Source organism: Luteirhabdus pelagi (genome assembly GCF_016827595.1).
Taxonomy (GTDB): domain Bacteria; phylum Bacteroidota; class Bacteroidia; order Flavobacteriales; family Flavobacteriaceae; genus Luteirhabdus; species Luteirhabdus pelagi.
In genome coordinates this window covers 686,376-699,529 of sequence record NZ_JAECMS010000001.1, presented here as the reverse complement: position 1 = coordinate 699,529, position 13,154 = coordinate 686,376, and the positions used below count along the sequence as shown (strand labels likewise).

Here is a 13,154-nt window from a genome sequence, read left to right as displayed (position 1 = left end):
GTTTTGCTGAAGATGGTAGCTTCGGCTATAAATCCGTATTTTTATGGAAAATTGTGAAGAAGAAAACAGACTATGGTATTTATTGAAAACGAAGGCATAAACGATCCACACCTTAATTTGGCATTGGAGGAATATATCGTTCGAAATTTCAACGGTGGGCAGGATTACCTCTTATTTTATATCAATGAACCGTCCATCATTATCGGTCGAAACCAAAACACCTTAGAGGAAATCAATCATGAGTATGTAGAGGAAAAAGGGATTCATGTGGTGCGACGTGTTTCCGGTGGGGGTGCCGTCTATCATGACTTTGGAAATTTGAACTTCTCTTTTATCACCGACCATGATATCAAAAGCCTAAACAACTTTAAAAAAGTGACGGCACCTGTCGTAAAGGTATTGCATGATATGGGGGTTCAGGCCGAGATGAAAGGTCGGAACGATGTGGTGGTCGACGGACGAAAAATATCGGGTAACGCCCAATTTTCAACAGGAAAAAGAATGCTGAGTCACGGAACTTTATTGCTGGATAGCGAATTAGGTGAAGTAGCCAACGCACTGAATGTAAAAATGAGCAAGATTCAGAGTAAAGGTCATAAGTCGGTGCGCAGTCGGGTGGCCAATATTTCGGAATTTTTGGATGAGAAAATGGATATTCTCTCTTTTCGGTCGAAGATATTAAAAGGGTTATACGACGATCGTGACGATTTTGAAACCTATCACTTAACCGATACAGAGTGGAAAAAAGTTCATGCGCTGAAGGAGGAGAAGTACGATACTTGGGATTGGAACTTCGGACGTTCGCCGAAATTCAACATTCAACGTGAAAAACGCTTTGATGCGGGTACGGTCGATTTACGGATTTTTGTTGAAAAGGGAGTGATAGAGGAACTGACGATTTATGGTGATTTCTTCGGAAACCAGCCCATTTCCGATTTGGAAGACCGCTTAGTAGGGTTGCGATACGATAAAGGTGAAATTGAAAAATCGCTTCGAAATGTCAAATTACAAAATTATGTTGGCGCTATCGACAAGCACGATTTTATCGAATTGTTGTATGGGGCTGATGAGGGGGAATAAGTGACTGTTCTCGATACACTTCGCTTGAATTGAGTATTGAGTATTGAGTATTGAGTATTGAGAATGGAGAATGGAGAATGGAGCCTGCCTGTCGCCTGCCTGTCGGCAGACAGGGCAGACAGGTATGGAGTATGGTATAGCCTATAGCTTACTACCTACAGCCTATCGCCAAACTGAATACACACATTCTTCGGTTCGGTGAAGAAGCGTAAGGCTTCAAACCCGCCTTCACGGCCGACGCCGCTTTGCTTCATTCCCCCAAATGGCGTGCGTAGATCGCGATTCAACCAGGTATTCACCCAAACGATACCAGCCTCCAACTGTTTTGATAGTCTCATGGTCCTGTCCAAGTTTTGGGTCCAAAGGGTGGCGGAAAGTCCGTATTTCACACCATTCGCTAATGCCAATGCTTCTTCTTCCGAAGAAAACTTCATCAATGTTACCAGGGGTCCGAACACCTCTTCCTGTTGAATGCGACAGGTATTGTCGTCGACTTCCAAAATGGTAGGTTGTAGGTAATAGCCATTTTCATATCCTTCTATGGTAACCGCTTCACCACCATACAGCAGCGTAGCGCCTTCTTTTTTTGCTAACTTGATATATGATTGGACTTTTTCCATATGCGGTTTTGAAACCACTGCCCCGATATTGGTGTCGGCTTCGGAAGGGTGGCCAACCTGTAAGGCTTTGACTTTTTCAACAAAATCATTTTTAAACTGATCGTAGATGGACGCCTCGATATACATACGGCTACCGCACAAACAAATCTGTCCTTGGTTGGCAAAACTTGAGCGTACCGAAACATTCAGCGCTTTTTCATAGTCACAATCGCCAAAGATGAGGTTTGGATTCTTTCCGCCGAGCTCCAACGATAATTTTTTAAACATCGGGGCAGCCGTTCTTGCAATGTGTTCACCGGTTTTGGTACCCCCCGTAAAAGAAATCGCCTTGATGTCAGCATGCTCCACAATGGCCTGGCCCGCCGATGGGCCGGTACCATGCACAATATTTAAAACACCTTTGGGCAGTCCCGCTTCCGTAAGGATTTCACCCAACAAAAATGCCGTAAGAGGCGTGACTTCACTTGGTTTGGCGACCACACAATTTCCGGCGGCAATGGCAGGTGCTACTTTCCAAGTGAATAAATAGAGCGGTAAATTCCATGGCGAAATACAGCCTACTACGCCCAGCGGCTGACGCAAGGTGAAATTCATGGTCTGTAATCCGACACTTTCATGGGCTTCACTCGAGAACTGGGTGATGGCGTTGGCAAAGAAGCGAAAATTGGCAGAAGCTCTTGGAATATCGATGGTTGTGGCTAAGGATAAGGGTTTACCGTTGTCCTTGCTTTCAGCTTCCGCTAAGCGATAAAGGTTTTCTTCAATCAGATCGGCAATCTTCATCAAGATGCGGCTGCGTTTTTCGATAGGGGTATTGCTCCATTCCGGGAAGGCATTTTTGGCAGCCTCATAAGCAGCGGCAACATCACTCGCATCGCTATCCGCAATTTTGGAATATACCTCCCCAGAAGCTGGTTCGTAATTATCCAACCACTTTCCACTTTGTGGTTCGCGGTATTCGCCATCGATATAGTTCAGAATCTTTTCCATGTTATTTCTTTTTTGCGAAGAGCGTTTCAAAAGCATGATACACCGCTAGATGCAAGGCATCGCCATGATCCTGCTCAGGTAAGAATTTAAAGCCAAGGGTTGTTTTCTTTCCCTTTTCTTTCTGGAGCTTTTCATATAATTCATTTGCCACGCGCTCCATAACTTCACCTTCCTTTCCTACGGCGATAAAGATTTTCTTTTCGCCCTTGTAGGAGACTGGCTTCATTTTCAGTAGGGATTCATAATCGTACCATAAACTGGGACTTACAATAATATAATTGGTGAAGAGATCAGGTTTTTTAAATAGTATTTCCGTCGCTACCAAACCCCCTAGGGATTGTCCAATTAAGGTTTTTTCGTCGGTGACCCGGAAGGTATTTTCCACCAATGGCTGTACTTCTTCTTCAACAAATTGAATAAAAGCTTCAGAATGTCCCGTTTCGGGATATTTGTTGACGTATTCTTTATCGGTGGAAGGGTAGGTATAATCGCGATTTCGATTTACGTTCGCAATGCCGACGACGATTGATTCTGGCACCATTTCAATCCAAGAAAAAGAGCCAAACTGCACCAAGCCGGCAATATGGATAAAATCTTCATCCATGGATCCATCCAACAGATAGATGACCGGATATTCTTTGTCCTTATTTTCAGCGTAGCCATTCGGCAAATAGACATTTAATTGTCGTTCTTCCCCTAACACCGAAGAGGTAAACGTTAGGGTTTCACCAATAGACAACGGTTCCTTTATAACATTAGGTACCTCCTGCGCCTTACTTCCGCAGAACATGAGTGTAAAGAGAAAACTAAATAGTAGCTGATTCTTCATAATTAAGATAGTGCTTTGCTTACAGCCTACCCGCCCGAACTTACCGTTCGGTACGGGCGGGCAGCGTACGGCTTATTGCCTTGGCTTATATGCCATCGCCTTAATCTCCACCACCAAATGCGGGTGTGGTAATTGGTGTACGGCCACTGTTGTTCGTGTCGGGCCGTTTTCCTTGCTAAAATACTCGCCATAGGCTTTGTTATAGCCCGCGAAGTCGTTCATGTTCACCAAAAAAGTAGTGATATCGACCACATCCTCCAATGTAGCCCCTTCGGTAGCGAGATAGTCACGAATGTTTTCAATCACCGCACGGGTCTGTTCCTCGATATCCAATCGCATACTGCCCATTTCATCCACTTGGTGTACGCCGGCGAACGAATTATCTGAATTTCGGGAGCTCGTGCCACTGATAAAAATAAAATCGCCTACACGTTTTACGTGTGGATAGGCGCCTCGAGGGGTTGCTTTTCCTTCTACTAGTCTGTTTTTGTTGCTCATGGTTGTTTTCTTTTAGACCCACCGGGTGTTTTCTTTTAGACCCACCGGGTTTGGTAAACCCAGCGGGTCGGTCAGTTTTTTAGACCCACCGGGTTTTTTGAAACGCAGCGGGTTGGTTGGTGTTTTAGACCCACCGGGTGTTTTAAACCCAGCGGGTCATCACCGGGTTTTTTGAAACCCAGCAGGTGTTTTTTTCTTTTAGACCTCACAGGTTTCAAAAACCTGTGAGGTCAAGGTCTTGAAATTATTTTAAGTTTCGGACTACTGCATCGTCGTGTAAAATTTCTTCGGTCTCTTTCTTTACGGCTTCCAACTTTTCACGGAGTGAAAGCGATTCGGGTAATTTGCCATCATCGATTAAATTTAGCATTGCCTTGTCTTGGGCGCGGCCTCTTTTCATGGCTTCGGAATAGGGAATATCCTCATGGAAGGTGACCAGCGAATATTTGCTGAAATATTCCTGCGGAAATTCCTTTTCGAAGGCGGTTTCCAGTTTTCGCTTTTGTTGAAATAGCGGACTGGCCGTATGCTCCTTCATTTCATGGAAATTATCGACCGCCAAATCGGCAATCGCATCCGTATCTTTTTTTCGCTTCGCTTCGTAGGCCTGAAATAAGGATTCCCAGTTGTCATGTTCGTCCATCATCTGATCAAATACATACACATCTTCAAACGAAGCGTTCATGCCTTGCCCGTAAAAGGGAACAATCGCATGGGCGGCATCGCCCATCAGCAGGTTTTTGCCATAGCAGCTCCACGGACTGCATTTTATGGTACCCAAGGGACCGGTAGGATTGTTAAAAAACTCCTCTGCCAAGTGTGGCATCAACTCTAGCGCGTCGGGAAATTCCTTTTCAAAATATTCGGTGACCATTTTAGGAGTGGTCAGCGTATCGAAACAATAATCGCTGTTGGAATAGGGCAAGAAAAGGGTTACGGTGAAACTGCCATCCAAATTTGGAAGGGCGATTAACATATCTTCACCCCGTGGCCAAATATGAAGGGCGTTTGTAAAGGTTCTATACCCGCCATCTTCTGCCGGTGGAATTTCCAATTCCTTATAACCGTGCGTCAACCATTGTTGCGAAAAGCTAAACAGGAATTTTTTATGGTTGAACATACTTTTTCGTACGGCCGAACCGGCACCATCGGTTCCGAAGAGCACATCGCCACTAAACGTTACCTTCTCATCGTTTTCGTAATTTTTGAAGGTAGCGGTAGCCGACGGTAAATCGACCGACGTACAGCCTAGGTTAAAGTGAAGCGTAACATTTGGTAAGGCTTCCGCAGCATCGAGCAGTAATTTGTTTAGGCCTGGCCGCGAGATGGAATTGATAAATTCGTCTTCACGTCCGCTATACCTGCTCAAAAACGTATTGCCTTCCGTATCGTGAATCATTCGTCCGTTCATCGGGATGCACAGTTCCTTTACCTGCTCTTCAACACCCGCCAAGCGCAAGGCTTTCAACCCACGATCGCTTAAGGCCAGGTTGATGGACCGACCGGCATCCTGATCTACCTTCCTAAGGTCGGGCCGCTTTTCAACCAAGGTCACTTTATGGCCACGCTGCCCCATTCGTAAGGCGAGCAGACTGCCGCAAAGCCCTGCTCCGATAATCAAAATATGTTGGGATTCTTTCATATAAAATTTTTTGTCAGTCAAATATTTGTCAGGTTGGGAGTAGTTGAAAACTATTTAATTGTACATAAATAAAACCCCTCGACTGCCAGCCTTGCCTGCAGGCGGGCGCTCGGGGGGACAAGCTACCATAAAATTTTCTTCAACCGTTCTACAAACTCGAATACATCTTCATAACTATTGTACAACGGCACTGGGGCTACCCGAACCACATCCGGTTCGCGCCAATCGCTAATCACCCCCGCTTTGGTTAGCTTATCGTGTAAGCTTTTATCGGCATTCTTCACCTGAATCGATAGCTGACAGCCACGGTCATCAGGATTGGAAGGGGTAATGATTTCAATACTATCGGTTTCAACCTCCTTCAACAAAAATTCCAAAAAGCCTGTGAGTTGTACCGACTTCTTCCGAAGGGCATCGAAGCCTGCTTCCGCATATACATCAAGCGAAGCACGTATGGCTGCCATCGATAGGATAGGAGGGTTGCTAAGCTGCCATCCCTCTGCGCCGGGGAGGGCTTCAAATTCTTTTCGCATGTTGAAACGCGTTTCCTTATTATGGCCCCACCAGCCGGTAAAGCGTTTTAGTTGCTCATTTTCGGCATGGCGTTCATGTACAAAACAGCCCCCCAGACTTCCAGGGCCGCTGTTGAGGTATTTATAGCTACACCACACGGCAAAATCAGCACCCGATTCGTGTAGGTTCGGTTGAATATTTCCAGCGCCATGCGCCAAATCGAATCCAACCTTTGCACCATGTTTATGACCCAGTTCTGTAATCTTTTTTAGGGGAAACGCTTGTCCGCTATAGTAATTCGGACTTCCAATCATTAGCAGCGCAACTTCATCGCCTTGTTCTTCCATGATGGCTTCAAGGTCTTCAAAACGGCACAGTTCTTCGCCTTCACGCGGCTTCCAGAGGATCAAGCCTTCCTCGGCATCGAAACCATGAAACTTCAACTGACTTTTCACGGCATACTTATCGCTTGGAAAGGCATCGCTTTCCACCACTATTTTGTAGCGGGTGGAAGTAGGCTGATAAAAGGAAACCATCATTAGATGAAGGTTGGTCGTTAGCGTATTCATCATGACCACTTCACTCGGTTTCGCGCCGACGATTTCCGCCATTGTTTTGGTGAGAAATTCATGATACGGCAACCACGGATGGTTTGCTTCCGTATGGCCTTCCACTCCCAAAGCAGCCCAATCGCCCAGCACTTCTTCGATATACGCCGTCGTTTTTTTAGGTTGAAGGCCAAGGCTGTTTCCGCAGAGATAGATCAGCGGATTGCCATCAGTAGCGGTAGGAAGGTGAAATTGATTTCGAAAATGACGCAAGGGATCCTTCGCATCGCATTGTTGGGCAAATTCCAACGAGTTTTCGTACTTCATGTAAGGTTGGTTTTCGGCGGTACACAAAAATAGGAATTTTAAGCTGTTCTTCCCCTTCCTATGAAAACAAGAATAATATTGACTTAACATTTCATTAAGATTTGTATTTTTGAAATTGATATGAAGCGACTTATACTCCCAATTCTATTTTTCTTGTTTACGCTGCCTTTTGTAGCACAAGAACACTCCATCGCGCGACAGTGGAATGAAGAAGTGTTGAACGGTATCCGGAACGACTTTGCACGTCCGACCGTCCACGCCCGTAACCTATTTCATACTTCTGTTGCCATGTACGATATTTGGTCGGTTTTCGATCGGAAGGCAAGCCCCTTTTTTCTTGGCAATACGGTAGGCGATTTCTTTTGTCCGTTTGAAGGCTTTTCGACGGAGGAACCTATTGAAGAAGCACGAAAGAAAGCGATTAGTTACGCGGTATATCGTATTATGAAGCATCGTTTTGTGAATTCGCCTGGCGTGGAGGATATTTTTACTTCCATTGAAGCCTTGATGGCCTCTATGAATTACGATCCTAGCTTTACCGATACGAATTATAAAAATGGGAATCCTGCAGCGTTGGGAAATTACGTGGCGGCAAAGATAATTGAGTTTGGGATGCAGGACGGTGCGAATGAGGCGGGTGGTTATGAAAATCAATTTTATGAGCCTTTAAATGATCCCTTAAACTTAGATACCTCTGGAAATATTTCAATGGAATTCCCTAACCATTGGCAGCCATTAAAGGTTGAAAACTGGGTCGACCAGAGTGGCAATACCATTCCCGGTGGTCAACCCCCATTTCTAAGTCCGGAATGGGGGCAGGTCGTGCCTTTTTGCCTTACGGATGAAGACTTAGAGATTTTTGAAACCGCAAACTTCGATTACTATGTTTATCATAATCCGGGTAACCCTTGGTATATACAGGAAGGTCTCGGTTTGGACGATCCCTATAAATGGGGCTTTACGTTGGTAGGAATCTGGGGCTCGCATTTAGATCCGAATATTGAAACCCGAATTGATATTTCACCTGCCTCCTTAGGGAACCTTCCCTTTGAGAGTTTTCCAGAGACGTTTGAAGAATTCGGCGAATTTTACGACTTAACCGGTGGTGGCGATCCGAGTACGGGTCGCGATGTGAACCCTGTTACCGGTGACCCCTATGAACCCCAAATGGTAAAGCTAGGTGATTATGGTCGGGTGTTGGCGGAGTTTTGGGCCGATGGTCCGGATAGTGAAACCCCGCCCGGACACTGGTTTACGATCTTGAATACGGTAAGCGACCATCCACAATTGGAAAAGCGCTTTAAAGGTCAAGGGGAAGTGTTGAACGATCTGGAATGGGACGTAAAATCCTATTTTACCTTAGGCGGCACCATGCATGATGTGGCGGTGACTTCTTGGGGAATTAAAGGGTATTACGATTATGTACGTCCGGTGAGTGCTATTCGCTATATGGCAACTAAGGGACAAAGTAGCGATCCCAATTTGCCGAGCTATCATCCGCATGGAATCCCATTACTTCCCGGCTATATTGAAATTGTAGATGAGGACGATCCGCTATCGGGTGCCTTTGACGAAAATGTAGGCCGCATTAAAATTTATACCTGGAAGGGGCCTGAGGAAATTATCGATCCGAGTGAAGACATTGCTGGCGTGGGCTGGATGTTTGCAGAGGAATGGTTTCCGTATCAGCGTCCGTCATTTGTTACCCCACCGTTTGCCGGCTATGTTTCTGGTCACTCCACCTTTTCCCGCGCCGCAGCGGAAATCATGACGCAATTGACTGGGAGTGAATATTTCCCTGGTGGCATGGGCGTTTTTGAAATTCCAGAAGGGGCGTTTTTAAAGTTTGAAAAAGGCCCCTCCGAAAGTTTTGAATTGCAATGGGCCACCTACTTTGATGCGAGTGACCAAACCAGCTTATCGCGCATTTGGGGCGGTATCCATCCGCCGGTAGATGATATCCCGGGGAGAAGAATTGGCGATGCCATTGGAAAGGAAGCCTTTGCCTTTGCCGAGAAATATTTTACGGGTCAGTTAGCCCAAGAAGGTATTGCTTATCCGAATCCGGCCCGCGACAACATTACCTTGTTTTACGATACCGATAAGAACTTACAATTGGATGTGTTTGATATGCAAGGTCGGTTGGTATTACAAACCCCAGCGATTTTTGACGATTCTCAACGTTTTACCGTTTCGGTAGCTGCTATGCAGCAGGGCATTTATATTCTTCGCCTTTCGGAAAACGATACTGAGGTTTGGTCGAGCCGGATTATTAAACGGTGAACGGTGAGTGGTGAGTGGTGAGCCTGCCTAGCCGGCAGGCAGGCGGTGAGCAAAGTCGAGGAGTCTATGAGTTGAGGAGTGGAGAAGATGGCAGGATTTGAAGATTTGATGATTTGAAAATTGATGGTATATCTTTAGTTGCAAAGGAGTGAGGAATTGAGAAGTGAGAGTTCAGAGTTAAGAGTTCAGAGTTCGGAGTTCAGAATTGAGAATTGAGAAGTGAGAAGTGATCGGTAAACAAAGTTAAAGAGTCCATGAGTAGAGGAGTGGAGAAGATAGCACGATTTGAAAATTTGATGATTTGAAAATTAGTCAATTAGACTCTATATTCAGTTCACGGTTCACAGTTCACGGTTTATCCACGGAAAAAATTTAAAGAAATTGTTTACGCTACTTCTACGTACGAAACGTAAAACCTAATTTTTGACCTTCTCCAAAAACTCATCCATGCGCGATAATAAGCGCCACCACTCACTACCATCTTCGCGATAGGTTCGGATAGCGCCGGCACGGACCAATATTTTTCGAAGTTCGTCATCTTCAAAGCCACCGAGATGTTTTTGAAGGGTTTCAAATGAACGGTCGGTGTAGCCTTGGTGATTAAGAAAATGCTTGGCAGTGGTTTCCGCCATAAAATCGGTTTTGTATTGCTCCTGAAGGATTTTTAGCTCCTGACTGAAGCGTTGTTTCTGAAGCAACCAACTGATGAGGCCGCCTACCAAGGTTCCGAGTAAGGTAAAGATTGCCGTTTCCATACGCGTTTATTTTTGAATGGAGATGTCGCTAAAATAGAGATGGAAACTTCCATCGGGATTCTTATGGGAAGTAGACAAAATTAATCCTTTCATGGTTTTATACCCTTCCCAAGTAGTCATCATGGAGGGTTCATCGGCATTATCCTTTCGGTACACCCATTCGCGGATGCGGTAGTCATCGTCATAGAAGAAATCGTAGGCATCGCCCGGGGTATACCCACCTTCATCGCCATAGGTAGCCGTGATCTTCCACAGTTGGTCTTTAGAGATGGGCGCCTCCGTCTTTTTGGGTTCTGAGAATTGTACGCCTTCGTCCCACTTCAACTTGTAGGGTGCCAACAGCCAATAGCTATCATTGATAAAGGCCGCATCTGTTTCCGTTAGGCTGCTATCGATCTCGTTTCGATTGTAGCGAATATCGTTTTCGTCACCTTCCGCTTTTTTGACCACTTCATTTTGTTTGGGATACCAGATCCATGACCGTTGGTAATGATTTTCACCCCGATCCACATTAAAGGTGAAGCGTAGGCTTGTGACATCGTTCCATGCGGGTTCGCCATTTGCAATCGCTATTTTTTCAGCGGGTGTACGGGCATCGGCGACGGTTTCGGATACTTCCTCAACTGCGTTCTGGACCACGTCGGTGTCTTTGTTTTCCTTGCAGCTTGCGAGTGTAAACAGAACGAATAAGAATAATAGGTGGGTTGGTTTCATATGTAAAAATACATAAACCCCATCGAACGACATAATTTCGTATCTTTAGAATATGGCGACAACAAAAGAATATAGCAATGGCGAAGTAACCGTACTCTGGAAGCCTGATTTGTGCATCCATTCGGGAAAATGCACCAAGGGATTGCCGGAGGTGTTTAAGCCGAAGGTGCGGCCCTGGATTCAATTGGATAATAGTAAGACGTCCGATATTGTGGATACCGTAAAGGCTTGTCCGAGTGGGGCGCTTTCCTATTATATGAATGCTATGGGAAAAGCGGAAGTGGATTCCGAAAGTAAAAAAGAGAATATGAAAGTAGAAGTGATGAAAGACGGACCGTTGATGGTCTTTGGTAGTATTACCGTTCAGCATGACGATGGCCGGGAAGAACAAAAAACGAAGGCAACGGCATTTTGTCGCTGCGGCAATACCGGAAACGCACCGTTTTGCGACGGCACCCATAGCAAGCAATAATCTATGAATCTAAACGTAACCGAAAACAAGGAACGTCACCGCTTTGAAGCAACAGTAGGATCGGGACTGGCACTAATAGAATACATCCGCGCCAAGAATGGCGTATACCTTACCCATACGGAAGTCCCTGAAAAGGAAGAAGGCGAGGGCGTTGGTACCGAGCTGGTGAAACAAACCTTAGAAATGCTACAAGAGGAAGGGGTTAAGATCGTACCGCAATGTCCGTTTGTAGCGCATTACATCCGTGAGAACCCGGAATGGAAGTCGATGATCGCCGACGGCTATCATGTTTAGTCATCTGCCGCCTCCACCACCCAAGAGATAATCACTTTTTGCTTGCCCCATTCGCGGGCCGCTTTTTTATCGTGGCCCATATAGATATCGATCTTGTCGGTCCATCGGCTATGCATTTTATCCATTACCAGAAACGTCCCTTCCAATCCTTCAATAGCCACTTCATCGCCATAGGTCAGTCCTTTTTGGAGCAGATCGCGTGAAACCGCAATAGCATTCACGCCCGGTTTTAGCGTATCGCCCCAGGCCCCAAGATAGGTTTTGTTTGTATTGGAAGGCGTTACATAAGCTGTGGCGGTCACCGGTAGCGTTTGCGTTTCGACGGGGGTGTCGCAGTGGGTAAAGAGACATATAGCTAAGATCATTGCTATCATTCTAAGTTGTCTATATGTTTTGGTGATGGGCATGGTAGAGAAGATACGAAAAATATTGAAGTGAGTAGTGAGCCTGCCTGTCGGCAGACAGGTAGTGAGTAGTGAGTAGTGAGATGTGAGAATTGAGAATTCAGAGTTCAGAGTTCAGAATTGAGAATTGAGAATTGAGAAGTGAGAATTCAGAATTGAGAATTGAGAATTGAGAAGTGAGAGTTCAGAGTTAAGAATTCAGAATTCAGAATTCAGAATTTAGAATTGAAGTGAGATGTGAGGGGTGAAAAAAGTGGAGGAGTCTATGAGTTGAGGAGTGGAGAAGATGGTATGATTTGAAAATTTGATGATTTGAAAATGGATGGTATTTTGTTAGTCGGTAGTCATTAGTCATTAGTCGATAGAAGCTATACGCTTTATACGATAGGCTTTTTTTGGCTTTTGGCCGTTAGCTGTTAGGAGTTAAAAGTTAATAGTTAAAGGTAGTAGGTAGTAGGGAGTATTGAGATGTGAGAAGTGAGAAGTGAGAGTTCAGAGTTAAGAGTTCAGAGTTCGGAGTTCGGAGTTCAGAGTTCGGAGTTCAGAGTTCAGAGTTCAGAGTTCAGAGTTCAGAGTTAAGAATTCAGAATTCAGAATTCAGAATTTAGAATTTAGAATTTAGAATTTAGAATTGAAGTGAGATGTGAGGGGTGAAAAAAGTGGAGGAGTCTATGAGTCGAGGAGTGGAGAAGATGGCAGGATTTGAAAATTTGATGATTTGAAAATGGATGGTATTTTGTTGGTCGGTAGTCATTAGTCGATAGTCGCTTGAAGCTATACGCTATACGCTGTAAGCTATACGCTGTAAACTATACGCTGCCCGCCCGTACCGAACGGTACCTGCCCGAAAGTTGTCAGGCGGGCGTTCGGGCGGGTATGCTATAAGCTTTATGCGATAGGCTTTTTTTGACTTTTGGCCGTTAGCTGTTAGGAGTTAAAAGTTAATAGTTAATAGTTAAAGGTAGTAGGTAGTAGGGAGAATTGAGGGTTCAGAGTTCAGAGTTCAGAGTTCAGAATTTAGGATTGAGAAGTGAGAGTTCAGAGTTAAGAATTCAGAATTCAGAATTCAGAATTTAGAATTGAAGTGAGATGTGAGGGGTGAAAAAAGTGGAGGAGTCTATGAGTTGAGGAGTGGAGAAGATGGTATGATTTGAAAATTTGATGATTTGAAAATGGATGGTATTT

General features: G+C 45.0%; 12 protein-coding genes. 4 read left to right on the top strand and 8 right to left on the bottom strand.

Translation table 11 applies throughout. From position 1 onward, the window contains the following. The first annotated feature begins 72 nt into the window (after positions 1-72). On the top strand, positions 73-1,080 hold the full coding sequence (locus I4Q58_RS03185) for a lipoate--protein ligase (protein WP_203293628.1): 1,008 nt from the start codon (positions 73-75) through the stop codon (positions 1,078-1,080). 155 nt (positions 1,081-1,235) lie between these two features. Here I4Q58_RS03185 and I4Q58_RS03180 read toward each other — a convergent pair whose 3' ends face one another. From I4Q58_RS03180 to kynU, 5 genes are all read right to left on the bottom strand, one after another. Further along, positions 1,236-2,690, bottom strand: coding sequence for an aldehyde dehydrogenase (locus I4Q58_RS03180; RefSeq protein WP_203293626.1), 1,455 nt, complete (start codon positions 2,688-2,690; stop codon positions 1,236-1,238). A 1-nt stretch (position 2,691) separates the two neighbouring features. After that, the gene (locus I4Q58_RS03175; protein WP_203293624.1) at positions 2,692-3,519 is read right to left on the bottom strand and encodes an alpha/beta hydrolase; all 828 of its coding nucleotides are present in this window, start codon (positions 3,517-3,519) and stop codon (positions 2,692-2,694) included. A gap of 72 nt (positions 3,520-3,591) precedes the next feature. Further along, entirely contained in the window at positions 3,592-4,017 is a 426-nt protein-coding gene (locus I4Q58_RS03170) for a RidA family protein (protein ID WP_203293622.1), read from the bottom strand. Between the two features lie 244 nt (positions 4,018-4,261). After that, positions 4,262-5,659, bottom strand: a complete 1,398-nt coding sequence (locus I4Q58_RS03165; RefSeq protein ID WP_203293620.1) for an FAD-dependent oxidoreductase — start codon at positions 5,657-5,659, stop codon at positions 4,262-4,264. A gap of 122 nt (positions 5,660-5,781) precedes the next feature. Next, positions 5,782-7,047 carry a kynureninase gene (kynU, locus tag I4Q58_RS03160; RefSeq protein WP_203293618.1) on the bottom strand — a complete coding sequence of 422 codons (1,266 nt, stop codon included), beginning with the start codon at positions 7,045-7,047 and terminating at the stop codon, positions 5,782-5,784. 120 nt (positions 7,048-7,167) lie between these two features. Between kynU and I4Q58_RS03155 the strand changes: the two genes are divergently transcribed. Further along, entirely contained in the window at positions 7,168-9,330 is a 2,163-nt protein-coding gene (locus tag I4Q58_RS03155) for a T9SS type A sorting domain-containing protein (protein ID WP_203293616.1), read from the top strand. A gap of 416 nt (positions 9,331-9,746) precedes the next feature. Here the strand turns inward: I4Q58_RS03155 and I4Q58_RS03150 are convergent, their stop codons facing one another. Together I4Q58_RS03150 and I4Q58_RS03145 are read right to left on the bottom strand one after the other, a co-directional pair. Next, positions 9,747-10,085 (bottom strand): hypothetical protein, encoded by a 339-nt coding sequence (locus I4Q58_RS03150; RefSeq protein ID WP_203293614.1) that lies wholly within the window; start codon positions 10,083-10,085, stop codon positions 9,747-9,749. Between the two features lie 6 nt (positions 10,086-10,091). Next, a complete protein-coding gene (locus I4Q58_RS03145) occupies positions 10,092-10,799 on the bottom strand; it encodes a hypothetical protein (protein ID WP_203293612.1) in 708 nt (235 codons plus the stop codon). A 52-nt stretch (positions 10,800-10,851) separates the two neighbouring features. Here I4Q58_RS03145 and I4Q58_RS03140 point away from each other — a divergent pair, with 52 nt between their 5' ends. Both I4Q58_RS03140 and I4Q58_RS03135 read left to right on the top strand, forming a co-directional pair. Next, complete coding sequence (locus tag I4Q58_RS03140) at positions 10,852-11,271, top strand: (4Fe-4S)-binding protein (RefSeq protein ID WP_203293610.1); 420 nt, start codon at positions 10,852-10,854, stop codon at positions 11,269-11,271. A gap of 3 nt (positions 11,272-11,274) precedes the next feature. Next, positions 11,275-11,565: a GNAT family N-acetyltransferase gene (locus I4Q58_RS03135; protein ID WP_203293608.1), complete on the top strand. Its 291-nt coding sequence runs from the start codon at positions 11,275-11,277 to the stop codon at positions 11,563-11,565. Here I4Q58_RS03135 and I4Q58_RS03130 read toward each other — a convergent pair. Further along, a complete protein-coding gene (locus I4Q58_RS03130) occupies positions 11,562-11,930 on the bottom strand; it encodes a 3D domain-containing protein (protein WP_236002808.1) in 369 nt (122 codons plus the stop codon). The genes I4Q58_RS03135 and I4Q58_RS03130 overlap by 4 nt on opposite strands. Positions 11,931-13,154: the final 1,224 nt, after the last annotated feature.